This window comes from Serpentinimonas barnesii (assembly GCF_000696225.1).
Taxonomy (GTDB): domain Bacteria; phylum Pseudomonadota; class Gammaproteobacteria; order Burkholderiales; family Burkholderiaceae_C; genus Serpentinimonas; species Serpentinimonas barnesii.
Window position 1 is genome coordinate 65,200 of sequence record NZ_BAWN01000013.1, and the last position, 23,783, is coordinate 88,982.

Consider the following 23,783-nt stretch of genomic DNA (forward strand, 5'->3'; position numbering starts at 1 on the left):
CCTTGCAGTACGGGGTTCAATCCGACGCAACCGATGCTACGGCTCGGCGCGGCCCAGCTTGAGCCCGATAAGACACCCATCCAAGGGGCTTTTCCTGCTTTAGATTCCGGGATGGGCTTTCATAATTGCCTCAAACCGCCCGCCCTCCCGCCCTTTCACGGCGCTTGAACCCCACCGCCACGCATGAACACCGCCGTTGCCACCGTTGATGCCCCCTTCGCCCAGGCTGCGGGCCGTCCCAACCGCCTGGTGCAAGGCTTTGCGCGCTTGGACAGCGGGCGCAAGCTCATGCTCGCCCTAGGCGCCGCAGGCCTGCTGGCCCTGCTGGTGGCAGCCGTCCTAATGGCCGGCCGGCCCGAGTTTCGGGTCTTGTACGCCAATCTGTCGCCGCAAGACGGCGGCGCCGTGATCGAGCAGTTGTCGCAACTCGGTGTGCCCTACCAACACTCTGAGGGCGGCACCGCGATCTTGGTGCCGGCCGACCGGGTACACGACGTGCGGCTGCAACTGGCGGCGCAAGGGCTGCCGCGTGGCAGCGTGGTCGGCTTTGAGCTGATGGACAGCGCCCGCTTGGGGATGACGCAATTCCAAGAACGCCTGAACTTCCAGCGCGGCCTCGAAGGCGAACTGGTGCGCTCGATTTCCTCGCTCAATGCCGTGGCCGAAGCGCGCGTGCACCTGGCACTACCGAACCAGACCGGGTTTTTCAGGGAGCAGCAAAAGCCCTCGGCCAGCGTATTGCTGACCCTGCACGGCGGCCGCACGCTGGACCGCGCCCAAGTGGCCGGCATCGTGCATCTGGTGGCCAGCAGCGTGCCCGAAATGCGCCCCGCCGCCGTGAGCGTGGTGGACCAGCAGGGCAATCTGTTGTCGCAAAGCGCCGACGGCGCACAAAATGGCATCGATTCGCGCCAGCTCGAATACCGGCGCATGGTCGAGCAGATGTATGCACAGCGCATCTTGGATCTGCTCGAACCCTTGGTGGGGCGCCAAAACGTGCGCGCCCAGGTCACGGCCGACGTCGATTTTTCGGTCACCGACCAGACCAGCGAGCAATTCCGCCCCAACCAAACCCCCAACGAAGCCGCCGTGCGCAGCGCTCAACTGCTCGAGAGCGGCAGCCAGACCGACCAAACCCCCGCCGGCGTGCCGGGTGCGGTGGCCAACTTGCCGCCGGGGGCCGCTGCCGCCCCCATCAACGCCCCCGATGCCGCTCCCTTGGGCGTGGTGCCGGGACAAAACGTGGGTGGCGGTACGGCCGAAGCCAACCGCCGACGCGAGCAAGTTACCAACTTCGAGGTCGACCGCACCGTGGCCGTCACGCGCGGCGCCACCGGCAACATCCGCCGGTTGAGCGCGGCCGTGGTGCTCAACCATGCCGAAGGCACCGACCGCCGCGGCGAGCCCACCAGCACCCCCTTGTCGCCCGAGCTGATGGCGCAGATCAATGCCTTGGTGCGCGAAGCGATCGGCTTTAGCGAACCGCGCGGCGACACCGTCAACGTCATGAACGCCGCTTTTAACCGCACCGCGGTGGAAACCGTCGAGCTGCCGCTGTGGCAGCAACCGTGGCTGCAAGACCTGATCCGCAGCCTAGCCTGGCCACTGGGCTTGTTGCTGCTGGGCCTGATCGTGTTCTTGGGCATGGTGCGGCCTTCGCTCAAGCTGATGGCGGCCCAGGCCTCAGAAGGCGCCGATGGCAACGCTGCACCGGGCGGCCAGCTCAACGCGCTGGTGGACGACCAACCCCAGCGTCCAGGCTTGCCCGCACCCGCATCCAACGAACCCACGGCCGAGCAGTTGCGGCTGGAGGATGCGCGACGGCTGGCACGCGAAAACCCGATGGCCGTGGCCAACATCGTGCGCGGCTGGATGAGCGGCGAAGCGGCGACGCCGGCCACCACCACCTGAGGGGCCCATATGGCGACAATCGGGCGACAATCGGGCCCTTGACAAGCCCAAAGGTAACGCGCAATGGCTGACAGCGACGACGGACTGCAGGACGCGGCCATCTTCCTCATGTCGCTCGGCGAAGAGGAAGCGGCCGAGGTGTTCAAGCATTTCTCTCCCAAAGAGGTACAACGCCTGGGCGAGACGATTGCGCGCATGCGCGCCGTCAGCAAAGACAAGGTCGATGGCGTGGTCGACAAGTTCACCGCTGAGGCGGCCTCGCAAAGCCTGCTGGTCTCGGACACCGACAACTACGTGCGTGCGGTGCTCAAGCGCGCACTGGGCGACGACAAAGCCTCGTTGCTGATCGACCGCATCCTGCAAGGGGGCGATGTCTCGGGCATCGAGAGCCTGAAATGGATGGACCCCAGTTCGGTGGCCGAGCTGCTGCGCAACGAGCACCCGCAAATTCTGGCCGCCATTTTGGTGCACCTCGATCAAGACCACGCCGCCAGCGTGCTCAAGTATTTCACCGAGCGCACCCGCAACGACGTCATGCTGCGCATCGCCACCATGGAGGGCATCCAGCCGATGGCCCTCAAAGACCTCAATGAAGCGCTTTACCAGGTGCTGGCGGGCGGCGACAAAATCCGCAAGAGCTCACTGGGCGGCGTCAAGGCAGCGGCCGAGATCATCAACCTGCTCGGCACCAGCCTAGAGACCACCGTGGTCGACTCGATCCGCGAGTCCGACCCCGATCTGGCGCAAAAGATCATGGACAAGATGTTCACCTTCGAAGACGTGAACAAGCTCGACAACAAGGCCATGCAGATGGTGCTCAAAGAGGTGTCATCCGACGCGCTGGTGATTGCCCTCAAGGGCGCCAGCAGCGAGCTGAAAGAGAAAATCCTGGGCAATATGTCGAGCCGCGCCGCCGAAGCGCTCAAGGAAGATTTGGAGTCACGCGGGCCGGTGCGGCTTTCCGAGGTGGAAACGCAGCAAAAAGAAATCCTCAAGGTGGTGCGCCGCTTGTCTGACGAGGGCCAGATTTCGATTGGCGGCGGAGGCGACGATGCCTTCGTCTAGCCGCGCCTCGCACTATCAGCGCTTCATCCCACGCGAGGAAGTGCTCGAGGTGGCAGCGGTGCAGTTTGGCCCCATCGACGGACAAGCCCAGCGCCACCCCACCCCCGAGGCACAGGCGCAAGACGATCTGCACCAAGCACAGCAGGAGCAGGCCTTGCGCCAACAGGCGTGGGACGCGGGCTTCGAGGCTGGCCAGCTTAAAGGCGCCGCACAAACGCGGCTCGAATTGCAGGAGCAAACCCTGCTGACGCAACGCGAACAGGCGGAACGGGTGGCAACCCTGCTGCATCAGGCACAAGCGGGTTTTGATCGGCTCGAACAGGCGCTGGCCGAACAGGTGTTGCAATTGGCCTGTGAATTGGCGCGCCAGGTGGTGCGGCGTGAGCTCAGCACCCCGCTGCCGCCCTTGCGCAGCGTGGCCCAAGAAGCGCTGGCTTTGCTGATCGACGACGGCCGCCCGGCCACTCTGCGCCTGCACCCGCTGGATGCCGCCCTGCTGGCTGAGCATGCGGCGCTGGAGGCGCACGGCAGGCCAGTGCAGGTGCAGCCCGACCCCACCCTGAGCCCGGGCGACTGCGTGGTGGAATGCGCCCATGGCGGCGTCGATGCGCGGCTGGAACAACGCTGGCAGCGCGCGGTGGCCAACTTGGGGCTGGAGCCGCCCTGGCAACCCGGCGGGCAAGCCGATGTCTGAGCCCCAAGCCCCAGACCTACCGCCGCGCTGGCAAGCCTTCATGGCACTGGCGCACCAGGCGGCCACCCAGCACACCGCGCTCGAAACCAGCGGCCGGCTGGTGCGCCTAGCCGGTTTGGTGCTCGAAGCCCAGGGCGTGCGTGCGCCCGTGGGCTCGCAATGCGTGATCGACACCCCCGGCGAGCCCGACAGCGCGGTGCTGGCCGAGGTGGTGGGCTTCAACGCTGACCGCGCCTACCTGATGCCGGCCGGCGACGTGCAGGGGCTGGCCAGCGGCGCACGGGTGCGCCAATTGCCTCCCTACCGGCCGCAACTGCGCTTGGGCGACCCTTTCAAGCCCCTGCCGCCCAACGACCGCGGCGTGCTGCGGCTGCCGCTTGGGGGCGGGCTGCTGGGCCGGGTGGTCGATTCGCACGGGCATCCGCTCGATCACCAGGGGCCCTTGCGCGCGGTCGTGGTCGAGCCGCTGGAGCGCAGCCCCATCAACGCCATGGAGCGCGCCCCGGTGCGCCAGCCGCTCGACACCGGGGTGCGCGCCATCAACGCCTTGCTCACCGTCGGGCGTGGCCAGCGCATCGGGCTCTTTGCCGGCTCCGGTGTCGGCAAAAGCGTGCTGCTGGGCATGATGGCGCGCTTCACCCGCGCCGACGTGATCGTGGTTGGCCTGATCGGCGAGCGCGGCCGCGAGGTGAAAGAATTCATCGAAGACATCCTCGGGGCTGATGGACTGGCGCGCTCGGTGGTGGTGGCCGCCCCGGCCGACCTGCCGCCGCTGCTGCGCCTGCAGGGCGCGCACTACGCCACGGCCATCGCCGAGCGCTTTCGCGACGACGGGCTCGACGTGCTGCTGCTGATGGACTCGCTCAGCCGCTACGCCATGGCGCAGCGCGAAATCGCCTTGGCCATCGGCGAGCCACCCGCCACCAAGGGCTACCCCCCGAGCTGCTTTGCCAAAATGCCGCAACTGGTCGAGCGCAGCGGCAACGCGGCGCAGGGCAAGGGCTCCATCACCGCGTTTTACACCGTGCTCTCGGAGGGCGACGACCAGCAAGACCCGATCGCCGACGCCGCCCGCGCCATACTGGACGGCCACATCGTGCTCTCGCGCAGCATGGCCGAGTCGGGCATCTACCCGGCCATCGACATCGAAGCCTCGGCCTCGCGCGTGATGCACAACGTCACCAGCGCTGCGCACCAGCAGTGGGCACGGCGCTACCGCCAGCTCTATGCGCGCTACCAAAAAAGCCGCGACCTGATCCAGCTCGGTGCCTACGCCGCAGGCAGCGACCCCGAGACCGACCGCGCCATCGCCCTCTTTCCCGCCCTGCAGCATTTTCTGATGCAGGACATGCGCGAACAAGCCCCGTTCGAGGCCAGCGTGCAGCAACTGGCCGAGGCCATCGGCGAAGCCCACGCCACGCGGGCCAGCCACCTCCACCCAACGCAGCCATGAAAGCCCCCGCCCACGATTTGTCGCTGGTGATCGACGTCGCGCAGCGCAAGCGCGACCTGGCTTTGCAGGCACTGGCACAACTGCAACAAGAACAACGCCAGGCGCTGCTGCAGTTCAACCAGTTGCAAGGCTACAGCGCCGAAACCGGCTTGCGCTGGAGCGAGCGCTCCGCACAGGGCTTCGATGGTGTGCAACTGCACACCCACCGGGTGTTCATGGGCCGGCTCGACCACGCCCAAGCCTTTCAACAAGAGGTGTTGCAACAGATTGCGCAGCGGCTGCAGCAGTGCCAGCAACACGTCATGCAAGCTGAGCGCGAACTGGCCAGCCTGCGCAAGTTTCAGCAGCGCCGCCACCAAGCATGGCTGCTGCAACAGCAGCGCCAAGAGCAAAAATCCAACGACGAAATGGCCGCCGTGCAACACCGCTTGCACGCCGATTTGCACCCTTGGAGATCGAACCCATGAGAACCGACGCCCCGGCAGCCCCACGCGCACCTGAGCCCAACCCGCGCCGCCTGCCCGCCACTGCCAGCCCAGCGGCCACGCACTCCCCGTCCGCCACCGCGTCCAAACCCCAGACCGACGCCTTTTCCGCCTTGTTGCAGGCTGCCGACGATAGCCTAGCCGGACCGCCATCGGCCCAGGGCGATGCCGACCTCGTCACTGCACCCTCCCACGTCACTGGCGACGCCCAACCCGATTCACCTCTGCAGCCCAACCCCCTTGATCCCAGCAGCCGCTTGACCCGTTTCGATGCACGAGTCGACACGGCCCTCTCGTCTGGTACCGCCACTCCATCGGGTGCAGCAGGAAGCGAGGCGGCGCCGGGCAGCAAAGCCGCCTCCGCTGCGGCGCAGCCTAGCACCACGGGCCACTGGGTTTCCACCGTCGCCAAGGCGCGCGCCAAACCCACCCACTTGGCTGCTTCACCAGCCGCCGCCGAGCTGGCACCCGGCCCAGCGGGCCAAGCCAGCCTCTACCCGCGCCCGGCAGCCGCATTGGCGCCGAACCCTTACGCAGCCGGAGCCGGCGCAGCGGCTGGCTCGGCCTCGGCTGCCGCCCAGGGCATCGCGGACGAATCCGACGCCGGCGCTTTGCTTGCCGCCCTCACCGCCGGCGCACGCGGAGAGTCGAGTGCGCGCGAAGGCTCGGGGCAAGGAGCGCGTGGCGGCGATGCAGCCCGCACCTTGGTGGAAAGCCCGACCGCCTCGGGCACCGGCACCGAAGCGGCCAAGGCCGACGCAGACTTCAGCCACCTGCTCGAGCAGGCCACGGCCCAAGGGCTGGATGCCGTTTGGGAACCGCTGGGGCAACAAATCAGCTTCTGGTTGGCGGGGCAGGTCAAACGGGCCAACCTGTTGCTGCACGAGGGCCTGCATCAAACCCTGGAAATCGAGATCAAGCTCGATGGCCAACAAGCCCAACTCGACTTTCTCACCAACGACGAACAACTGCGCGAGAGCCTGCGCAGCCAAGCCCAAGAGGCCTTGTCCGAGCTGTTGGGCCAAAACGGACTCGAACTGGCCGGTCTTTCGATTGGTTCACGCGCCTCGGGCCAATCCGACCGCTCCACGGCGCAGCGCCCTCAGGCGAGCAGCGCGCGCGCCGAAGTCACCGAAACCCCTGCCGCCGAGCCGCCGTCGCTGGTGCTGCAGCCGGCCAGCGGTCGCGCCGGCTTGAGCGTCTACGCCTAACAGCCGACACCGGCGGCACCGCGCAAGCCCCTTAAAAATCCAAAAAGCAGGCCTCCACGCCTGCTTTTCTGACTCAAGCCGGCGCCGATTGCTCACACAATCGGCATGACACAATACAGCCGTCCGAATCGGTCGGCACTGCCTAGGCAGATGTATTTGAACAGAAGGCAAAACCATGGCCGCAAAACCTCCGGCACCCGCTGCCCCCGACGCTGCACCCGCCAAACCCAAGAGCAAGAAGCTGCTCCTCATCATCCTGGCTGCCGTGGTGGCCGTCGTGCTGGTGGGGGTTGCCATTTTGGTGGCTCTGATGATGTTTCAGCCGGCCGCAGAAGAACTTGACGCCGATGGCCAGCCGGTGGTGCAACTCGCTGCCCCGGCCGCCCCACCCACCTTCATGCCATTGGAAAACATGGTGGTCAACTTGGCCGATCCGGGAGCCATGCGCTTTGCCCAAATCGGCATCTCGGTGCAGTTGGCCGACTCGGCCACCGCCGACCGGCTCACGGCCTTCATGCCCGCGATCCGCAACGGCATGCTGCGTCTGGCCTCGCAGCGCACCGCTGCCGAGCTGCTGACGCCGGCGGGCAAAGACGCGCTGGCCGCCGACATGCTGGGTATGATCCGCCAGACCATCGGCTTGCCCGACCAAGGCACCACCCCCAGCCCGGTGCAGGCGGTGTTGTTCACCAGCCTGATCGTCCAGTAAGCCGCCGGCTCGACCGAATTTAAGCCGCACCATGAGCGACGCCTTCCTGTCCCAAGACGAGATCGACGCCCTGCTCGAGGGTGTCACGGGCGAGAGCCAAAAACTCGCCAAGGACGAGGTCGACACCACGGGTGTGCGCGGCTACGACCTGTCCAAGCAAGAGCGCATCGTGCGTGGGCGCATGCCCACCATGGAGGTGATCAACGAGCGCTTCGCACGCAACCTGCGCGTTGGCTTGTTCAACCTGATCCGGCGCAGCCCCGAAATCTCGGTCGGCACGGTGCAGGTGCAAAAGTACAGCATGTTCCTGCGCGAGTTGGTGGTGCCCACCAACTTCAACCTCATGGCGGTGCGCCCGCTGCGCGGCAGCGGCATGATCGTGTGCGAGCCCGCGCTGCTGTTTGGTGTCATCGACAGCTTGTTTGGCGGCAACGGCAAGTTCCACACCCGCATCGAGGGGCGCGATTTTTCGCCCACCGAGCAGCGCGTCATCAACCGGCTGGTGGAGGTGGTGTCGGACGAGTACAAAAAAGCCTGGAAGGGCGTTTATCCGCTCGAACTGGTCTATCAGCGCTCCGAGATGCAGCCCCAGTTTGCCAACATCGCCACCCCGAGCGAGATCGTGGTCAGCACCAGTTTTTCGCTCGAAATCGGCGACATCACCGGCTCGCTGCACCTGTGCATCCCCTACGCCACGCTGGAGCCGATCCGCGACCTGCTCTACTCCACCTCGCAAGGCGACTCGATGGAGGTGGATCGGCGCTGGGTGAGGCTGCTGGGCCAAGAAATCCAGGCCGCCGAAATCGAGCTCTGCGCCGAACTGGCGCGCACCCGCACCACGGTCGAGCAACTGCTGGCCATGAAAGTGGGCGACTTCATCGAACTGGAACGCGAGCGCGTGATCGATGCCCGCGTCGATGGGGTGCCGGTGTTGCAGGCCGAATACGGCACCCACAACGGCAAATACGCCCTCAAAGTGGTGCAATTGCGGCGCGAACAAGCCAGCACCTGGCATGGAGACAAGCATGACTGACGAAACCCCCGAATCCATGGCCGACGACTGGGCCCAGGCCTTGCAAGAGCAAAGCAGCAAGGGCGTGAACGACGACCTCAGCGCCGGTGCCCCGCACTTTGACGCCAGCCCCGGCAGCGCCGTCAACAGCCCGAACGACATCTCGATGGTGCTCGACATCCCGGTGCAGCTCTCGGTCGAACTGGGCCGCACCAAGGTGCCGATCAAATACATTTTGCAACTGGCGCAGGGCTCGATCGTCGAACTCGACGCGCTGGCTGGCGAACCCATGGACGTGCTCGTCAACGGCTACCTGATCGCCCAAGGCGAGGTGGTAGTGGTGAACGAAAAGTTCGGCATCCGCCTGACCGACATCGTCACCCCCTCCGAGCGGCTGCGCCGCCTGAGCCGCAACTGATGCCGCAGCGCCCCATCACTGCGCCCGCTCGTTTCAGGCCATGAACCAGTCAATTTTCACCGCCATGTTGCCGGCGCTCGGCCTGCTGTTGGTCATGGTGCTGCTGGCTTGGGGCGTGCATTGGATGCGCAAGCGCATCGCCCCCTCAGGCAGCGGCTTGGGTGCCGATTTGCGTCTGGTGTCGCAGCTCATGGTGGGGCCCCAGCAGCGTGTGGTGGTGGTCGAAGTCAACGGCCCCGACGGCCCGGTGCAGCTCACGCTGGGCGTGACACCGCAGCACATCAGTGCCCTGCACACGCAACGCCTCGTGGGCGCAGCCGCTGCACCAGCGTCATCCGCATCCGGCCCCGCCCCCTTCGCCCCCGCCACGCCCTCGGTGGCCCAGCCAGCCCCCGAAACCCTGTACCAAAAGGTGGCCCGATCTCTAGGCGCAGGGCCGCCGCCCGCCTCGGAGCCGCGCCCATGAAGGCTGCCCTGATCCGGCTGGGGCGGCCGCTGGGCTTGGCTGCGCTGGCGGGATTGCTGCTGGGTGGCGGCGCTCTGGCGTGGGCGCAAGGGGCCCCGGTGCCACCTGCCGCCGCACCGCCGGGCAGCTTCCCGATTCTGATCGGCCAAGGCGCGGGCGGCACCAGCTTTTCGGTGCCCATCCAGACCCTGCTGTTCTTCACCGCGCTCTCGTTCTTGCCGGCGGTGCTGCTCATGATGACGGCCTTCACCCGCATCATCATCGTGCTCTCGCTGCTGCGCATGGCGCTGGGCACGCAGGCGGCGCCCCCCAACCAGGTGCTGGTCGGGCTGGCGCTGTTTCTCACCTTGTTCGTCATGGCCCCCACGCTGGACCGCGTGCACGCCGAAGCCTACCAACCCTTTACCCGGGGCGAAATCAGCTTTGAGCAAGCGGTGCAGCGCGCCGAAGCGCCGATGCGCGAGTTCATGACCAAGCAAACCCGCCAAGCCGACTTCCTCATGTTTGCCAACCTGGCCGGCTTGGACGAAAGCGTGACCGTGCAAACCGCCCCCTTTCGGGTGCTGGTGCCGGCCTTCGTGATCAGCGAGCTCAAAACCGCCTTCATGATCGGCTTCTTGATCTTTATCCCGTTTCTGGTGATCGACCTGATCGTGGCCAGCGTACTCATGTCGCTGGGCATGATGATGCTCTCGCCGGTGCTGGTGGCGCTGCCCTTCAAGCTCATGCTGTTCGTGCTCGCCGACGGCTGGAACCTGCTGATCGGCTCGCTGGCGGCGAGTTTCGTGGTCTAGCGCCCGTCCGGTCAAATCTGATAAAAATAACATGGACGCCCAAGCCGTACTCACCATCGGTCAAAACGCGCTCTTCATCCTGCTGGCCGTCTCAGCGCCGCTGCTGGGGGTGATTTTGGTGGTCGGGCTGGTGGTGAGCCTGTTTCAGGCCCTGACGCAGATCAACGAGGCCACGCTCTCTTTCGTGCCCAAGATCGTGGCGGCGGTGGTGGTGTTTGCGATCTCGGGGCCGTGGATGCTGACCACGCTGGTCGATTTTTTGCGCCGCATCCTGCTCTCGATCCCCGAGTACGCGATCTAGGGCACGGGGCAACGGCACGTGGACGCCCCCATGATCACTTTCACCGAGGCCCAGATCATGGCCTGGGTGGCGCCCATCTTCTGGCCTTTTCTGCGCGTGCTCGGCGTCTTTGCCAGCGCCCCGATCTTTTCTTCGCGTTCGGTGCCCATGCGCCTCAAGGTGGCGCTGGCCTTTCTGATCGCGGTCTGCATCCAGCCGGCGCTGCCCGAACCGCCCATGCTCTCGCTCACCAGCCCCGAGGCGCTGGGCGCGGTGATCCAGCAAATCGCCATCGGCGTCTCGATCGGGCTGGCGGTGCGCATCGTCTTTGCCGCGGTGGAAATGGCGGGCGAGATCATTGGCTTGCAGATGGGGCTCAATTTCGCCGGCTTTTTCGATCCGGCCACCAACGCGCAGTCGAGCCCGGTCGGGCGCTACTTTGGCAACATCACCATGCTGCTGTTCGTGGTCATGAACGGGCATCTGATGCTGATCATGGCGGTGGCCGCGAGCTTTCACACCTTCCCGGTGGGGGGCGACATGCTGGCGGTGGTGCAGACCATGCGCCTGCACGAACTGGGAGGGCTGATTTTTTACTACGGCCTGTGGATCGCCCTGCCCATGATCGGCATGCTGCTGTTCGTCAACGTGGTGCTGGGCATCATCACGCGCATCGCGCCGCAAATGAACGTATTCGCCATCGGCTTTCCGCTCACGCTCTCAGTGGGTCTGGTGGGCATCGCCTTTACGTTGCCGCTGCTCGATCAGCCGGTGCTGCAACTCATGCGCGTCGTTACCGACTTGTTCTTGGCCGGTTGAGCCGCGCAGCAAACCCCGCCGGCGCGGGGTCAAACCAACTGGTTGCGGATCGCGTACACCGTGAGTTCGGCGTTGTTGCTCAAGCCCAGCTTTTCCAGCGTCCGGGCCCGGTAGACGCTCACGGTTTTGGGGCTGATCATCAGCTCTTGGGCGATCTGCGCCAGCTTTTTGCCCGTCGCGATTTTGCACAGCGTCTGCAACTCGCGCTCTGACAGGCTGTCGTGCAACTGCGCCGATTCGGGCGCGCTCAAGTGCTTGGCCAGCAGCTCGGCCACCTCGGGCGGCAGGTATTTGCGCCCCTGCGCCACCGTGCGCACGGCGGTGATCAAGGCCGCCGGGTCGCCACCCTTGTTCAGGTAGCCCATGGCGCCGGCCTTGAGGCAGCGCAGCGCGTACTGGTCTTCGGGGTACATGGAAACCATGAGCGTGCGCAGCGGCCCCTCTTCTTGCTGCAACACGGCCAAAATCTCCAGCCCGCTGCGCCCGCGCAGATCGACGTCGAGCAGCAGCACATCCGGGCGCTGTTGGCGCAGCAGCTCGCGCAGGCTGGCGTAGCCGTCGGCCTCGCCAATGACGCGGATGTCGGTCGCCTCGGCCAGCGTGTCGCGCACACCGCGGCGCAACATGGCGTGGTCATCGCACAGTATGACTTTGATCATGGCATTTATTCCCAGTCAGCGGCCTTGGTCCCATTCAAGGGCAAGGAAAGGATCAGCGTCATGCCCTGGCCCGGTGCCGTGGCCACATCGAGCCAGCCGCCGGCCCCTTGGGCGCGCTCGCGCAAGCCCAGCAGGCCAAAGGATTGCAGCTTGGCCAGATCGGCGGCGCTGGCACCGCAGCCGTCGTCGCTCACCTCCAGCGTGAGCACGCCTTCGAGGTCGCTCAACTCCAGCCGCACGCTGCGCGCCTGCGCGTGCTTGAGCACGTTGGTGAGCGCCTCTTGCGCGGTGCGGTAAACCACCATCGCCAGCTGCGGCTCGACTGGCAAACGCAAACCACCTTCGAGCCGCAGCGCCAACCCGGTGCGCTCGGCAAAGGTGCGCACCAGCCATTGCAAGGCCGGCTCCAAACCCTGGTCCAGCACCGCCGGCCGCAAGTTGCGCATCAGGCGCTGGCTGGCCAGCAGCGCATGCTCGGCCATTTCGAGCGCCGCGCGCACATGCGCCTGGGCCTCGGGCTGCGGCAGATGCCGCCCCAGCCACGCCAGATCGAGCTTGAGCGCCGCCAGCGCGCCGCCGATGTCGTCGTGGATTTCGCGCGCAATGTCGGCGCGCTCGCGCTCCAGCCCAAGCTGCAAATGCTCGGTCAAGTCCACCAAGCGGCGGCGCGATTCCGCCAACTCGGCCTGCGCCTGCGCCTGCGTGCGCCGGCTGGCGTGCAGCTCCAGTGCCCGCTGCAAGGCCGTGGGCAGGCGCGCCAGCCGGTTTTTATCGACGTAGTCGCTCACCCCGCGCAGCAGCGCATCGGCCACCGTGGCCTCGCCGATGGCCCCCGAGACGATGAGGAAGGGCAGCTCCAGCCCTTGCTGCTGCAGCCAGTCCCACGCTTGCATGCCGCAAAAACCGGCCAAATGGTAATCGGCCAGCACCGCGTCCGCCTCGCCCTGCCGCAGCGCCGACTCAAAGTCGGCCATGGTTTCGACCAAGGTCAGCCGCACCTCGAACTCGGCGCGCACCAAGCAACGCCGCACCAATTCGTGGTCGGCGGGGTTGTCCTCGAGGTGGAGCAGATGCAAAGGGTTCAAAACAGGGTGCCTCTAGACCCGAGTCTAAACTTGCACAGGCGCTAAAGCTGGAATTTTCAGGCTAAGATGCGCCAGATTGATAAACTTCAACGAGTACATTGCCCTTTTGCTCGCCATCATGCACACACCCGCACCCACCTCGCACGAACAGCGCCGCTGGCCGCGCGAGGAATACACCACGGTCGAGGCCTTGCCCAGCGCCCCCAGCGACGAACCGTTGGTCGAGATCCCGGTGTCGGTGGTGGCCGACTTGCAAGACTCGTTGCTGGTGGCCATGAACGACCTCAAGCGCCTTGAAGGCCTGCTCGACCACGCCACCGCCAACCTGCTGGACCGCTTCAATGCCGCCTTGCAGAGCGCCGAGCAAATGCCCGAGGGGGCCCTCAAGGCCGAGTTGCAAAGCAGCCTGCACGCCTCTGTGACCGAGCTGCAGTTTCATGACATGTCCTCGCAGCTACTGGTGCACATTGGCAAAATGCTCAAAGGTTGCGCCTATATTTTGGCCGACCAAGCGCTCGAGCCCGACGAAAACGAAGCCGGCATGGTGGTCACGCACATGCCCCGCAACCCCAACCCGGTGACGCAAAGCGAAATGGACGCCGGCTCGATCGAACTGTTCTAGGCGCTGCGCCGCACCCTGCCACCCTCCCCCCAAAATTAACAAGGTACCTCCATGCATTCGATCCTTGCCGTCGACGATTCGGCCTCTATGCGCAAGATGGTTTCATTTACGCTCGCCAGCGCCGGCTTCAAAGTGGTGGAGGCCGTCGACGGCGTCGATGCGTTCGAGAAAGCCGAAAAACAACCGTTCGACCTCGTGCTCACCGACCAGAACATGCCGCGCCTCGATGGCATCGGCCTGACGCGCAAGCTGCGCGAGCACCCCCATTTCAAGCAGACCCCCATCCTCATCCTCACCACCGAATCGAGCGACCAGATGAAGCAGGCTGGGCGCGCTGCCGGAGCCACCGGCTGGTTGGTCAAACCTTTTGACCCGGCACGCCTGATCGAGGTCATCCGCAAAGTGATCGTCTGACCCCTGCGCGCTGGCTTCGCACCGCCTTCCCCACTTTTTCCGCCCCGAACGAGACTCGACCGACCATGGCAGACGCGAAAAACGACGGCTTCGACCTGACCCAGTTCTACCAGATCTTCTTTGAAGAAGCCGGTGAGAACCTAGAACAGATGGAGCAGCAACTGCTCAACCTCGACCTTGAAACGGTCGATGACGAAGAGCTCAATGCGATCTTTCGCTGCGCCCACTCGATCAAGGGCGGTGCCGCCACCTTTGGTTTCGAAGACGTGGCCGAGCTCACGCACCAAATGGAGGGCCTGCTCGACAAATTGCGCCGCCACGAGCTCAAGCCCACAGCGCCCATGGTCGATGTGCTGCTGGAATCGTCCGACGCCCTCAAGGGCCTGCTGGCCCGGCATCAAGGCTCGAGCGCCGCGGTACCCGAAACCGCTGGCTTGGTGCAGCGCATCCGCGTGCTGGCCAGCGGCGCGGCACCGGTTGCGGCAGCCCCTGCACCAGCCCCCGCACCAGCCCCCGCACCAGCCCCCGCACCAGCCCCCGCACCAGCCCCTGCACCAGCCCCCGCACCGGCGTCCTTCGGCGGCATGCCGGCTGCCTCGGCTGCCGGCGTCGAGCGCAGCTTGCAAGCCCGCATCGGCCCCTTGAGCGACACCGCCCAAGCCGACCCCATCAAAGATTTATTCCGCGACATCGTGGGCCTAGGCCACATCACCGCCGAGCGCGACGAGGGCGGCTGCCGCATCTACGACATCCACACCACCAGCAGCGACGCCGAGCTGCTCGACCTGTTCGCCTTCCACGTCGCCAAAGACGCCATCCGCCTGCAAGCCGCCAGCCCAGCCGCTGCCGCCCCCGACACCCCCAGCGACGTGATCGAGCAGGGCTACGGCCTGTTTGCCGGCGCACCGGGCAGCCCGGTGCCGGGCAGCAGCGTCACGGCCAGCGGAACCGTAGTGCCCGAACCCGACCTGGTGCAGGGCTACGGCCTGTTTGCCGGCGCCCCAGGCAACCGGGTCACGCCGCAAAGCCACGCCCAGGAGCTGCTGCACGAGGGGCCAAATACCGGCGCTGCCGCCACCGAACCCGGTTCCAAGCCTGCCGAAGCGGCCAAATCCACCCGCCCAGTGGCTGCCGCCGCTGCCGCCGCCCAGCCCGAGGCCACCACGCTGCGCGTCTCGGTCAGCAAGATCGACCAGCTCATCAACCAAGTCGGCGAGCTCGTCATCACCCAAGCCATGCTGGCGCAAAACAGCCGCGCCCTCGACTCCACGCTCAACCAGCAGCTGCTGGCCGGCTTGGCCGACTTGGAACGCAACACGCGCGACTTGCAAGAATCGATCATGTCGATCCGCATGATCCCGATGTCGGTCGTCTTTAGCCGCTTCCCGCGCATGTTGCGCGACCTCGCCAGCAAGCTGGGCAAAAAGGTCGAGCTCGTCACCCAAGGCGAAGCCACCGAACTCGACAAGGGCCTGATCGAGAAAATCACCGACCCCCTCACCCACCTCATTCGCAACAGTTGCGACCACGGCATCGAGCTGCCGGCCGATCGCGTGGCGCGTGGCAAGCCCGAAACCGGCACCATCACCCTGAGCGCGGCGCACCAGGGCGGCTCGATCCTGATTGAGGTGCGCGACGACGGCAAGGGCCTGTCGCGCCCCAAGCTGATCGAAAAAGCGCGCGCCAAAGGCATCCACGCCCCCGACGACATGAGCGACCAGGAAGTCTGGCAGCTGATTTTCGCGCCCGGATTTTCCACTGCCGACGTGGTCACCGACGTCTCGGGCCGCGGCGTCGGCATGGACGTGGTGATGAAAAACATCTCATCCCTGGGCGGCACGGTCGAGCTCGATTCGGCCGAGGGCTTTGGCATGAGCGTCAAGGTGCGGCTGCCGCTCACGCTGGCCATCATGGACGGCATGACGGTGCGCGTCTCCGACGAGGTCTACATCCTGCCGCTGTCGTCGGTGGTGGAATCGTTCCAAGTCGAGTCCAACACCATCAACACGGTGGCGCAAAACTCGCAACTGGTCAAGGTGCGCGAAGAGTACATGCCGGTGATCAAAACCGACCGCACCTTTGGCGTGCCGCGCCCACGCGCCGACGAATCGGCCAACTCCATCATGGTGGTGGTCGAGTCCGACGGGGCGCGCGTGGCCCTGATGGTCGATGAACTGCTTGGGCAGCAGCAGGTGGTGATCAAAAACCTGGAGTCGAACTACAAAAAAGTGCCCAACGTATCGGGCGCCACCATTTTGGGCGACGGCCGGGTCTCGCTGATCCTTGACACCTCGGCCTTGGTGCGGCGCTCGCGCCAGGCCTAAAGCCCATCCAAACCCATACCCCAGCCCCTACACAGCGACATGCAAGACCAAGCCGAGGCCGTACAAAGTCGGGAATTCGCCTGGACCGAGTCCGACTTTCGCCGCATCAAAGACCTGATCTACCGCCACGCCGGCATCAGCCTGCACGATGGCAAGCAGGCCATGGTCTACAGCCGCATCTCACGCCGCCTGCGCGAGACGCGCCACCGCAGTTTTTCTGATTACTTGCAGTGGCTCGAGAGCCAAGGCGATGCCGACGAATGGCAGGCCTTCGTCAACGCGCTCACCACCAACTTAACCTCGTTTTTCCGCGAAAACCACCACTTCGAAGAGCTGGCACGCTTGGTGCGCGCCGCCCCCCCGGGGCACGACTGGAAAATCTGGTGCTCGGCCGCCTCCACCGGCGAGGAGCCCTACTCGATCGCCATCACCTTGGCCGATGCGCTCGGCTTGGATGGGCGTTTCCGGATCTGGGCCAGCGACATCGACACCAAGGTGCTGGCCACGGGCGCGCGTGGGGTGTACAAGCTCGAAGGCCTAAAAAACCTCAGCCAGACGCAGTTGCAAAAGTACTTCCTCAAGGGCAAAGGCGACAACGCCGGACTGGCGCGGGTGCGCCCCGAGTTGCAGCGCCACATCGAGTTCTTCACCCTGAACCTGATCGAAGACAACTGGAGCCTGCGCGAGAGCTTTGACGTGGTATTTTGCCGCAACGTCATGATCTATTTCGATCACGCCACCCAGCGCCAGGTGCTCGCGCGCATGCACCGCCTCCTCAAGCCCGGCGGCGCCTTGTTTGTCGGACACGCCGAAAACTTCAGCGACGTGAAGACGCTTTTTGCCTTGCGCGGCAAAACCATCTACGAAAAAGTCTGACGTCATCCCATGCACCGCAGCCTCGAACACCTGCAGACCCTCAAAACCCGCCCCCGCCGACCGGGTGAGGCGTCGTTTTTCTTTCACGACCAGCACTTCAAGTACAACGCCGCCAAGGTGCTGCCGGGCGAGTATTTCGTGGCCAACGAAGACCTGGTCATCATGACCGTGCTCGGCTCCTGCATCGCCGCCTGCATCTGGGACTCGCGCCTGCGCATCGGGGGCATGAACCACTTCATGCTGCCCGACGGTGGCGCCGACAGCTCGGGCCGCTACGGCTCCTACGCCATGGAACTGCTCATCAACGAACTGGTCAAGCAAGGCTCTTCGCGCGAGTACATGCAAGCCAAGGTGTTTGGCGGCGGCGCCGTGATTGCGGGCTTTACCACCATGAACGTGGGCGAGCGCAACACCAAGTTCGTGCTCGACTATCTGGCCACCGAGCGCATTCCGGTGGTCTCCAAAGACGTGCTCGACATCTACCCGCGCAAGGTGGTGTTTTTCCCGGTCAGTGGCAAGGCCATGGTCAAGCGGCTGGCGCACGCCCACCCCGACACCCTAGAAGCCCAAGAGCGCCAGGGCATGGCCACCAAGGTGGTGCAGTCCACGGCCGGTGGCTCGGTCGATTTGTTTTGATTGCTTATCCCATGGCAAAAATCAAAGTGGTGGTGGTCGATGACTCGGCCTTGGTGCGCAGCCTGCTGAGCGAGATCATCAACCAGCAAAGCGATATGCAGTGCATAGGCGCCGCCAACGACCCGCTGCAGGCGCGCGAAATGATCCGCGAGCTCAACCCGGACGTGATCACGCTCGACGTGGAAATGCCCAAAATGGACGGGCTGGAGTTCCTCTCGCGCCTCATGAAGCTGCGCCCAATGCCGGTGGTCATGGTCTCCACGCTCACCGAGCAAGGGGCCGACACCACCTTGCGCGCGCTCGAAATGGGGGCGGTCGATTTTGTGGCCAAACCGCGCATTGGGGTAAGCAGCGGCCTCAAGGCCTTGGGCGAAGAGATCGTGGACAAAATCCGCATTGCCAGCCAGGCCCGCGTATCGCGCCACATCGCTGCGGTAACGCCCACCTTGGCGCGCGCACCCGAAACGGCCAGCGGCGCCCCGCGCCCTAGCAGCCTAGGCCGCCTCTCGACCGAAAAAATCATCTGCATCGGCGCCTCCACCGGCGGCACCGAAGCCATCAAAGAAATTTTGGTCGAACTGCCGGCCGATGCGCCCGGCATCGTCATCACGCAGCACATGCCGCCGGGCTTTACCACCAGCTTTGCGGCGCGGCTCGATTCGCTGTGCCGCATCCGCGTACAAGAGGCCGTTGATGGGCAGCGCATCCTGCCCGGGCACGCTTACATCGCCCCAGGCGGCAAGCAGTTTTCAATTGCGCGCAGCGGCGCCAACTATGTGGCGGTGGTCGATGACTCGCCGCCGGTGAACCGCCACAAGCCCTCGGTCGAGGTGCTGTTCAAATCGTGCGCGCGCGTGCTCGGCCCCAACGCCATCGGCGTCATGCTCACCGGCATGGGCGGCGACGGCGGTGCGGCCATGAAAGAAATGCTCGACGCCGGCAGCCACAACATCGTGCAAGACGAAGCCAGTTGCGTGGTCTTTGGCATGCCCAAGGTGGCCATCCAGCACGGTGCTGCCAGCGAGGTGCTGCCGCTCAAGCGCATCGCCCCGGCGCTGCTGGAGCGCCTGCAAAGCGCCGGAGCCGTGCGGCACCGGATCTAAGCCGCCTACCTTAGATCAGCCGATCCACATTCACCCCGGCGCTCGGTGGCAAAGGCAGCGACGAGGTGGTCTGGTAACTCTCGGCAGCCGCCTCAAGGGCGCGCTCAATGGGAGTGGGCTGCGCCGGCGCAATCAGATCGGCGCGCCGCTGCGCCGCCTCGCGCGCCTCATCGCCTATCAACTGGTCGGCGGCAAAGCGGCTGGCGCTCCAGACATTGGGCAGCAGATCGCGGATTTGGTTGTCCAGTGCCACATCGACCGGGTTGCGCTGCGACGGCGGCAACTGCGCCTCTGGGTTTTGCACCTGGCGCTCTTGGCGCTCTTGGCGGGCGCGCTCGATGCGCTCTTGCTCCAGCCCTTGCAGGCTGGGGGCCGACTCCAGGGCTTGGCGCTGCGCCAACACAGAAGCCGCCAAATCGGCTTGGGATTGGGCGTTAAAACGCTCTGGCGCCCCGGCGTTGTCGTACATATTGGCGCGCAGCGCCTGGTCGGTCGGGTTCACCGGGGGCTGCGCGGGTGGGGCATAGACCGCTTGGGTGCGCGAGCCCTCGCCCGCCGGCGCCACCGGGGCAGCCACCCCTTGGTTGCGCGGCGACACGTGTTCGCTGGCGCGGGCTGGTGTTGCAGGCTGCACACGCGCCGCCACCGGCCCTTGGGCAGGCACAGGCGCAACGGCGACAGATGAGATGTTTAACATGGCAGACTCCAACACAAGGCTAAGGCCGAGCGGAATGAGGGCCTTCCCAACCATCATCGGCGCCCGTGGGCCAAACTTTAGGGCAATCGAACAAATTTTTCAAGATTTGACAGCACGTAAAATATCCTGTTCGTCAATACATCGCTTGGGGCGCTCCACGTGTGCACGCCCTCGACCTCAAAACCCCTACGGGACCCTCGACCATGACCGCAGCCCTGCCCTTATCCGACCGCGACGGCAAAATCTGGATGGACGGCCAGTTGATCGACTGGCGCGACGCCCGCGTACACGTCCTCACCCACACCCTGCACTACGGCTGCGGCGCCTTCGAGGGCGTGCGCGCCTACGCCACCGCCAACGGCACCGCCATCTTCAGGCTGCAAGAGCACACCGAGCGGCTCTTTAACAGCGCCAAGATTTTGCGCATGAAAATCCCCTACACGCCAGAACAGGTCAACGCCGCGCAGTGCGAGGTCATCCGCGCCAACGGCCTCAAAAGCGGCTACTTGCGCCCGCTCACCTGGATCGGCAGCGAAAAGCTCGGCGTCAGCCCCAAAGGCAACACCGTGCACCTGATGGTCGCCGCTTGGGCCTGGGGCGCCTACCTGGGCGAAGAAGGGCTCAAGCGCGGCATCCGCGTCAAGACCAGCAGCTACACCCGGCACCACGTCAACATCACCATGACGCAAGCCAAGGCGGTGAGCAACTACACCAACTCCATTTTGGCCAATATGGAAGCCACCGACGACGGCTACGACGAAGCGCTGCTGCTCGACGCCAGCGGCTTCGTGAGCGAAGGCGCAGGCGAAAACCTGTTCATCATCAAAGGCGGTGTGATCTACACCCCCGACCTGTCCGCCGGCGCGCTCAACGGCATCACGCGCAACACCGTGTTCCACATCGCCCGCGACCTTGGGCTCGAGGTGGTGCAAAAGCGCATCACGCGCGACGAGGTCTACATCGCCGACGAAGCCTTCTTCACCGGCACCGCCGCCGAAGTCACCCCCATCCGCGAGCTGGACCGGCTCGAAATCGGGTGCGGCAGCCGCGGCCCCATCACCGAGCGCATCCAGAGCGCCTTTTTCGACATCGTCGGCGGGCGCAACCCCAAATATGCGCATTGGCTGACGGCGGTTTAATTCGTCATGCCGCTCAGCGCGTCGGCCTTGGATGAGGGCCGCACCGCACCAGAAGCGCTGCTCAAGCGCGTAACCGTGGTGGTGGTCACCTACAACAGCGCCCACTGCCTGCCCGCGCTGGCGCCGCACCTGCGCCAGTGCCCGCATGTGCTGGTCGTAGACAACGCCAGCGCCGACGGTTGTGCCCAAGCCGTGGCCAGCCACCTGCCGCACGCCAGCGTGCTGGCACTGGAGCGCAACCTGGGTTTCGGGGCTGCCAACAACCGCGGCCTGGCGCGCGTGCAAACCGAATTCGCCCTGCTGCTCAACCCCGACTGCGAACTCACCCCCGACGCGCTGGCGCAACTGGTGCGCAGCGCCGACGCCTGGCCCGACGCCGCCGTGCTGGCCCCACAGCTTTGCAGTGCCCAGGGCAAGGCCGAGGTCAATTACCGCTGGCCACACACGCTTTGGGCCTCCAAAGGGCCAGCAGCCACCGGCCCAGCCTGCGTGGGTTTCGTATGCGGGGCCGCCATGCTGCTGCGGATGGCCCGATTTGCCGACATCGGCTATTTCGACGAACGGTTTTTCCTCTACTACGAAGACGACGACCTCTGCCTGCGCCTGTTCCAACTCCAGCGCCCCATCGTTCTTGAGCCCGCCTGCCAGGCGCTGCACCGCTCGCGTGGCTCGGTGCGCGGCCCCAGCCCTTGGCGCAGCGAATACTGGCGCGGCTACCACCACGCCCAGTCCAAGCTCATTTTTAGCCACAAACACCTCACGCCCCAGCAGGCCCTGCGCCAGCGCCGCCGCCTGCTGCTCGGCACCGCGCTCAACCTGCCGCTGCGCCTGCTGCTGCTCTCGCCGCGTTTGCTGGCGCGCATGTGGGGCCGCCTGCGCGGCACCCTCGACTGGAAAGCCCCATGACCGTTGCCCCCACCTCGCAGCGCCCTACCTTGTGCATAGGCGTGCTCACCTTAAACGAAGAGCGCCGCATCCGCCAATGCCTAGAAAGTGCGTGCTTTGCCGACCGGGTGCTGGTGATCGACAGCGGCAGCAGCGACCGCACCCGCGAAATTGCCCTTGAAATGGGTGCCGAGGTGCACAACTACCCCAACTGGCAGGGCTTTGCCGCGCAGCGCAACCGCCTGTTGGAGCACTGCACAGAAGATTGCGTTTTCTTCCTCGACGCCGACGAAGTCATCAGCCCGGCGCTGCGCCAAGAAATTGAAGCTGCACGAGACTTGCAACGCCCGTTGGTAGGCGAGACCCATTGGCAGGAAATCGCCTTTGGCCGGCCGATTTTTAACCTGCTAAGCAAAAAAAGCCTGGCTCGCTTTTTTCCACGCCACCTGTTGCTGCGCTTTGAGGGCGTGGTGCACGAGGGAGCGGTGTTGAGCGACCCCACCGTAGAGCGGCGCGTGTTTCGCTCAGCGCTGCTACATTATTCACGCGAAACCGTACACGACAGCCTGCGCAAACTCACCCAGTATTCCATGCTCGGTGCCGCCAAGCGGACTGGTCGGCGGGGCGGGGTGCTGCGCGGTCTGGCCTCGGCCATGTTCGTGCGTCTGTATTTTTTGCGCGCGAGTTTTTTATCGGGCGGGCCGGGCTTCCTGTACGCCTTTTGCATCGCGCTGGAGTGCTTTTTTCGCTACGCTGCGCTGCACTACGACCGCGACAGCTTGCAGGGCAACGTCAAGCGCTAGAGCCGCGCCGCGACGCCCACGCCATGCTCAGCAGCAAGCCGGCCAAGAAGATAAAAAAGTGGCTTTCGCGTGCGCTCCACAGCGGTGAGTTGAACAGGCTATTGACCGCCAGCAAGGCGGTCAAGCCCAGCAGCAGGGTGCGCGCCTGCGCATTGCCCGAGCGCTGGGCCTGCCACGCCATGCCGCCCAGAAGCGCCAAAAATGCCCCCAAGCCTAGGGCGCCGTGGCCGGCGGCAAAAAACAAATACTGGTTGTGCGGGTGCCAGCTAAACGACGGGCACTGCGCCGGGTCCTCCAGCACGTGGCAGATTTCTGTATGGTAGGCGCCGGTGCCCCAGCCCAGCAGGGGCTTTTGCAGTGCCAGCCGGGTGGTGGTCTCGATGTTGTACAGGCGGTGCCCGATCGAACTCAGGTTGTCGGTCTGGTGTTGGCCTGCCTCAGTCCAGGCCTGGGCAAAGCGCGCTTGCATTGGCGCCGAACTGGCAAACACAATCGCCACCGCCAAGGCTGCTGCGCTTAACCCCATGGCCAGCGTGCGCCCGCGCAGTTGTGCCAGCATAAACACCCCCAGCACCACCAGCAGCAGCACAAAGCCGGTGCGCCCAATCGAGAGGTGCGTAATGCTCAGCGCCGCCAGCAGGCCCGCCAGCGCCCACAGCGCACGCTGCCACGTGACGGTGCCGCTCCATGCCCGCTCCAGCGCCAGCAGCACGAACAGGCACATCATCACGTTTTGCGTGATGTAGTCGCCAAACACGTGGTGGTTCACACCCCAGCCTTGGTTTTGCGACTCTGACCAAGGCAACTGCCACCAGATGTTGAGCCACGATGTGGCAGCGGTAAGCCCCATGGCCAAGGCAAAAGCCAGCAGGGCACGCTGCTGCCATGCTGGCACCGGGGCCAGCACAAACAGCAGCACCGCCACCATGATCAGCTTGACGTATTTCTCTAGGTGGTTTTGAATGTCTGGCCAGGGGGCTGGGCTGTACAGCACCCCCAGCAGCACCACACCAAACAGCGCCAGCGCAGCACAGGCGGCCGGGTTGGTTTTGAGCAGTTGCCCGGCTTGCCCAAAGCGCCCGCTCAGCAGCCAGAGCAGAAACACCCAGACCATCAGCAAGTTGGCTAGGCTGAGCGAAATGGGAAAGGCAAAAAACAATGCCACCACGCTGGTGTGCGTAACGGTGTCGAGGCGGCGGTGGTAGGAACTTAGGGTCATGGTG

General features: G+C 65.1%; 26 protein-coding genes. 22 read left to right on the forward strand and 4 right to left on the reverse strand.

The window, feature by feature from the left end; translation table 11 throughout:
* Positions 1 to 183 precede the first annotated feature (183 nt).
* The 13 genes from fliF (at position 184) to fliR (ending at position 11,317) form a co-directional block, all read left to right on the forward strand.
* Positions 184 to 1,911 (forward strand): flagellar basal-body MS-ring/collar protein FliF, encoded by a 1,728-nt coding sequence (fliF, locus tag SRAH_RS04215; RefSeq protein ID WP_029462106.1) that lies wholly within the window; start codon positions 184 to 186, stop codon positions 1,909 to 1,911.
* Between the two features lie 63 nt (positions 1,912 to 1,974).
* Positions 1,975 to 2,976, forward strand: a complete 1,002-nt coding sequence (gene fliG / locus SRAH_RS04220) for a flagellar motor switch protein FliG (RefSeq protein WP_029462107.1) — start codon at positions 1,975 to 1,977, stop codon at positions 2,974 to 2,976.
* Entirely contained in the window at positions 2,963 to 3,670 is a 708-nt protein-coding gene (locus SRAH_RS04225; protein WP_029462108.1) for a FliH/SctL family protein, read from the forward strand. Before fliG ends, SRAH_RS04225 begins: the two co-directional genes overlap by 14 nt.
* A complete protein-coding gene (gene fliI, locus SRAH_RS04230) occupies positions 3,663 to 5,123 on the forward strand; it encodes a flagellar protein export ATPase FliI (RefSeq protein ID WP_045476122.1) in 1,461 nt (486 codons plus the stop codon). The genes SRAH_RS04225 and fliI overlap by 8 nt, the downstream gene beginning before the upstream one ends.
* Entirely contained in the window at positions 5,120 to 5,590 is a 471-nt protein-coding gene (gene fliJ, locus SRAH_RS04235; RefSeq protein ID WP_029462110.1) for a flagellar export protein FliJ, read from the forward strand. Before fliI ends, fliJ begins: the two co-directional genes overlap by 4 nt.
* On the forward strand, positions 5,587 to 6,819 hold the full coding sequence (gene fliK / locus SRAH_RS12585; RefSeq protein ID WP_149028924.1) for a flagellar hook-length control protein FliK: 1,233 nt from the start codon (positions 5,587 to 5,589) through the stop codon (positions 6,817 to 6,819). Before fliJ ends, fliK begins: the two co-directional genes overlap by 4 nt.
* Positions 6,820 to 6,994: 175 nt before the next feature.
* On the forward strand, positions 6,995 to 7,528 hold the full coding sequence (locus tag SRAH_RS04245) for a flagellar basal body-associated FliL family protein (protein WP_052369083.1): 534 nt from the start codon (positions 6,995 to 6,997) through the stop codon (positions 7,526 to 7,528).
* Between the two features lie 31 nt (positions 7,529 to 7,559).
* The gene (gene fliM, locus SRAH_RS04250; RefSeq protein ID WP_029462113.1) at positions 7,560 to 8,561 is read left to right on the forward strand and encodes a flagellar motor switch protein FliM; all 1,002 of its coding nucleotides are present in this window, start codon (positions 7,560 to 7,562) and stop codon (positions 8,559 to 8,561) included.
* Complete coding sequence (gene fliN / locus SRAH_RS04255; RefSeq protein ID WP_029462114.1) at positions 8,554 to 8,958, forward strand: flagellar motor switch protein FliN; 405 nt, start codon at positions 8,554 to 8,556, stop codon at positions 8,956 to 8,958. Before fliM ends, fliN begins: the two co-directional genes overlap by 8 nt.
* A 40-nt stretch (positions 8,959 to 8,998) precedes the next feature.
* On the forward strand, positions 8,999 to 9,424 hold the full coding sequence (locus tag SRAH_RS11960; RefSeq protein WP_052369084.1) for a FliO/MopB family protein: 426 nt from the start codon (positions 8,999 to 9,001) through the stop codon (positions 9,422 to 9,424).
* Entirely contained in the window at positions 9,421 to 10,218 is a 798-nt protein-coding gene (gene fliP, locus SRAH_RS04265; protein WP_029462116.1) for a flagellar type III secretion system pore protein FliP, read from the forward strand. The genes SRAH_RS11960 and fliP overlap by 4 nt, the downstream gene beginning before the upstream one ends.
* Before the next feature lie 31 nt (positions 10,219 to 10,249).
* Positions 10,250 to 10,519 (forward strand): flagellar biosynthesis protein FliQ, encoded by a 270-nt coding sequence (gene fliQ, locus SRAH_RS04270; RefSeq protein ID WP_029462117.1) that lies wholly within the window; start codon positions 10,250 to 10,252, stop codon positions 10,517 to 10,519.
* 30 nt (positions 10,520 to 10,549) lie between these two features.
* Positions 10,550 to 11,317, forward strand: coding sequence for a flagellar biosynthetic protein FliR (gene fliR / locus SRAH_RS04275; RefSeq protein ID WP_029462118.1), 768 nt, complete (start codon positions 10,550 to 10,552; stop codon positions 11,315 to 11,317).
* A gap of 29 nt (positions 11,318 to 11,346) precedes the next feature.
* Here fliR and SRAH_RS04280 read toward each other — a convergent pair whose 3' ends face one another.
* Both SRAH_RS04280 and SRAH_RS04285 read right to left on the reverse strand, forming a co-directional pair.
* Positions 11,347 to 11,976, reverse strand: coding sequence for a response regulator (locus SRAH_RS04280; protein ID WP_029462119.1), 630 nt, complete (start codon positions 11,974 to 11,976; stop codon positions 11,347 to 11,349).
* A 5-nt stretch (positions 11,977 to 11,981) separates the two neighbouring features.
* Positions 11,982 to 13,052: a hybrid sensor histidine kinase/response regulator gene (locus SRAH_RS04285; RefSeq protein WP_232840985.1), complete on the reverse strand. Its 1,071-nt coding sequence runs from the start codon at positions 13,050 to 13,052 to the stop codon at positions 11,982 to 11,984.
* Positions 13,053 to 13,179: 127 nt separating this feature from the next.
* Between SRAH_RS04285 and SRAH_RS04290 the strand changes: the two genes are divergently transcribed.
* The 6 genes from SRAH_RS04290 (at position 13,180) to SRAH_RS04315 (ending at position 19,036) form a co-directional block, all read left to right on the forward strand.
* The gene (locus SRAH_RS04290; protein WP_231849306.1) at positions 13,180 to 13,683 is read left to right on the forward strand and encodes a hypothetical protein; all 504 of its coding nucleotides are present in this window, start codon (positions 13,180 to 13,182) and stop codon (positions 13,681 to 13,683) included.
* Between the two features lie 51 nt (positions 13,684 to 13,734).
* Entirely contained in the window at positions 13,735 to 14,097 is a 363-nt protein-coding gene (locus SRAH_RS04295) for a response regulator (RefSeq protein WP_029462122.1), read from the forward strand.
* A gap of 65 nt (positions 14,098 to 14,162) precedes the next feature.
* Entirely contained in the window at positions 14,163 to 16,421 is a 2,259-nt protein-coding gene (locus tag SRAH_RS04300) for a chemotaxis protein CheA (protein WP_029462123.1), read from the forward strand.
* Between the two features lie 39 nt (positions 16,422 to 16,460).
* The gene (locus SRAH_RS04305; protein ID WP_029462124.1) at positions 16,461 to 17,297 is read left to right on the forward strand and encodes a CheR family methyltransferase; all 837 of its coding nucleotides are present in this window, start codon (positions 16,461 to 16,463) and stop codon (positions 17,295 to 17,297) included.
* Positions 17,298 to 17,306: 9 nt separating this feature from the next.
* Positions 17,307 to 17,933: a chemoreceptor glutamine deamidase CheD gene (gene cheD / locus SRAH_RS04310; RefSeq protein ID WP_029462125.1), complete on the forward strand. Its 627-nt coding sequence runs from the start codon at positions 17,307 to 17,309 to the stop codon at positions 17,931 to 17,933.
* An 11-nt stretch (positions 17,934 to 17,944) separates the two neighbouring features.
* Positions 17,945 to 19,036 carry a protein-glutamate methylesterase/protein-glutamine glutaminase gene (locus SRAH_RS04315; RefSeq protein WP_029462126.1) on the forward strand — a complete coding sequence of 364 codons (1,092 nt, stop codon included), beginning with the start codon at positions 17,945 to 17,947 and terminating at the stop codon, positions 19,034 to 19,036.
* Positions 19,037 to 19,046: 10 nt separating this feature from the next.
* Here SRAH_RS04315 and SRAH_RS04320 read toward each other — a convergent pair whose 3' ends face one another.
* Positions 19,047 to 19,733: a hypothetical protein gene (locus SRAH_RS04320; protein ID WP_144318681.1), complete on the reverse strand. Its 687-nt coding sequence runs from the start codon at positions 19,731 to 19,733 to the stop codon at positions 19,047 to 19,049.
* A 203-nt stretch (positions 19,734 to 19,936) separates the two neighbouring features.
* On the opposite strand from SRAH_RS04320, the gene SRAH_RS04325 reads away from it, so the two are divergent.
* From SRAH_RS04325 to SRAH_RS04335, 3 genes are read left to right on the forward strand one after another with little or no spacing between them, the layout of a single operon-like run.
* Positions 19,937 to 20,872, forward strand: a complete 936-nt coding sequence (locus SRAH_RS04325; protein WP_029462128.1) for a branched-chain amino acid transaminase — start codon at positions 19,937 to 19,939, stop codon at positions 20,870 to 20,872.
* A 6-nt stretch (positions 20,873 to 20,878) separates the two neighbouring features.
* Complete coding sequence (locus SRAH_RS04330) at positions 20,879 to 21,778, forward strand: glycosyltransferase family 2 protein (RefSeq protein WP_052369085.1); 900 nt, start codon at positions 20,879 to 20,881, stop codon at positions 21,776 to 21,778.
* Entirely contained in the window at positions 21,775 to 22,560 is a 786-nt protein-coding gene (locus tag SRAH_RS04335; protein ID WP_029462130.1) for a glycosyltransferase family 2 protein, read from the forward strand. Before SRAH_RS04330 ends, SRAH_RS04335 begins: the two co-directional genes overlap by 4 nt.
* Here the strand turns inward: SRAH_RS04335 and SRAH_RS04340 are convergent.
* Entirely contained in the window at positions 22,550 to 23,779 is a 1,230-nt protein-coding gene (locus SRAH_RS04340; protein ID WP_149028925.1) for an O-antigen ligase family protein, read from the reverse strand. The genes SRAH_RS04335 and SRAH_RS04340 overlap by 11 nt on opposite strands.
* Between the last annotated feature and the right edge of the window lie 4 nt (positions 23,780 to 23,783).

What these genes read in the sequence shown, in the direction of transcription:
- fliF (WP_029462106.1), top strand. Translation starts at nt 184, where the DNA reads ATGAACACCGCCGTTGCCACCGTTGATGCCCCCTTCGCCCAGGCTGCG.
- fliG (WP_029462107.1), top strand. Translation starts at nt 1,975, where the DNA reads ATGGCTGACAGCGACGACGGACTGCAGGACGCGGCCATCTTCCTCATG.
- SRAH_RS04225 (WP_029462108.1), top strand. Translation starts at nt 2,963, where the DNA reads ATGCCTTCGTCTAGCCGCGCCTCGCACTATCAGCGCTTCATCCCACGC.
- fliI (WP_045476122.1), top strand. Translation starts at nt 3,663, where the DNA reads ATGTCTGAGCCCCAAGCCCCAGACCTACCGCCGCGCTGGCAAGCCTTC.
- fliJ (WP_029462110.1), top strand. Translation starts at nt 5,120, where the DNA reads ATGAAAGCCCCCGCCCACGATTTGTCGCTGGTGATCGACGTCGCGCAG.
- fliK (WP_149028924.1), top strand. Translation starts at nt 5,587, where the DNA reads ATGAGAACCGACGCCCCGGCAGCCCCACGCGCACCTGAGCCCAACCCG.
- SRAH_RS04245 (WP_052369083.1), top strand. Translation starts at nt 6,995, where the DNA reads ATGGCCGCAAAACCTCCGGCACCCGCTGCCCCCGACGCTGCACCCGCC.
- fliM (WP_029462113.1), top strand. Translation starts at nt 7,560, where the DNA reads ATGAGCGACGCCTTCCTGTCCCAAGACGAGATCGACGCCCTGCTCGAG.
- fliN (WP_029462114.1), top strand. Translation starts at nt 8,554, where the DNA reads ATGACTGACGAAACCCCCGAATCCATGGCCGACGACTGGGCCCAGGCC.
- SRAH_RS11960 (WP_052369084.1), top strand. Translation starts at nt 8,999, where the DNA reads ATGAACCAGTCAATTTTCACCGCCATGTTGCCGGCGCTCGGCCTGCTG.
- fliP (WP_029462116.1), top strand. Translation starts at nt 9,421, where the DNA reads ATGAAGGCTGCCCTGATCCGGCTGGGGCGGCCGCTGGGCTTGGCTGCG.
- fliQ (WP_029462117.1), top strand. Translation starts at nt 10,250, where the DNA reads ATGGACGCCCAAGCCGTACTCACCATCGGTCAAAACGCGCTCTTCATC.
- fliR (WP_029462118.1), top strand. Translation starts at nt 10,550, where the DNA reads ATGATCACTTTCACCGAGGCCCAGATCATGGCCTGGGTGGCGCCCATC.
- SRAH_RS04280 (WP_029462119.1), bottom strand. Translation starts at nt 11,976, where the DNA reads ATGATCAAAGTCATACTGTGCGATGACCACGCCATGTTGCGCCGCGGT.
- SRAH_RS04290 (WP_231849306.1), top strand. Translation starts at nt 13,180, where the DNA reads ATGCACACACCCGCACCCACCTCGCACGAACAGCGCCGCTGGCCGCGC.
- SRAH_RS04295 (WP_029462122.1), top strand. Translation starts at nt 13,735, where the DNA reads ATGCATTCGATCCTTGCCGTCGACGATTCGGCCTCTATGCGCAAGATG.
- SRAH_RS04300 (WP_029462123.1), top strand. Translation starts at nt 14,163, where the DNA reads ATGGCAGACGCGAAAAACGACGGCTTCGACCTGACCCAGTTCTACCAG.
- SRAH_RS04305 (WP_029462124.1), top strand. Translation starts at nt 16,461, where the DNA reads ATGCAAGACCAAGCCGAGGCCGTACAAAGTCGGGAATTCGCCTGGACC.
- cheD (WP_029462125.1), top strand. Translation starts at nt 17,307, where the DNA reads ATGCACCGCAGCCTCGAACACCTGCAGACCCTCAAAACCCGCCCCCGC.
- SRAH_RS04315 (WP_029462126.1), top strand. Translation starts at nt 17,945, where the DNA reads ATGGCAAAAATCAAAGTGGTGGTGGTCGATGACTCGGCCTTGGTGCGC.
- SRAH_RS04320 (WP_144318681.1), bottom strand. Translation starts at nt 19,733, where the DNA reads ATGTTAAACATCTCATCTGTCGCCGTTGCGCCTGTGCCTGCCCAAGGG.
- SRAH_RS04325 (WP_029462128.1), top strand. Translation starts at nt 19,937, where the DNA reads ATGACCGCAGCCCTGCCCTTATCCGACCGCGACGGCAAAATCTGGATG.
- SRAH_RS04330 (WP_052369085.1), top strand. Translation starts at nt 20,879, where the DNA reads ATGCCGCTCAGCGCGTCGGCCTTGGATGAGGGCCGCACCGCACCAGAA.
- SRAH_RS04335 (WP_029462130.1), top strand. Translation starts at nt 21,775, where the DNA reads ATGACCGTTGCCCCCACCTCGCAGCGCCCTACCTTGTGCATAGGCGTG.
- SRAH_RS04340 (WP_149028925.1), bottom strand. Translation starts at nt 23,779, where the DNA reads ATGACCCTAAGTTCCTACCACCGCCGCCTCGACACCGTTACGCACACC.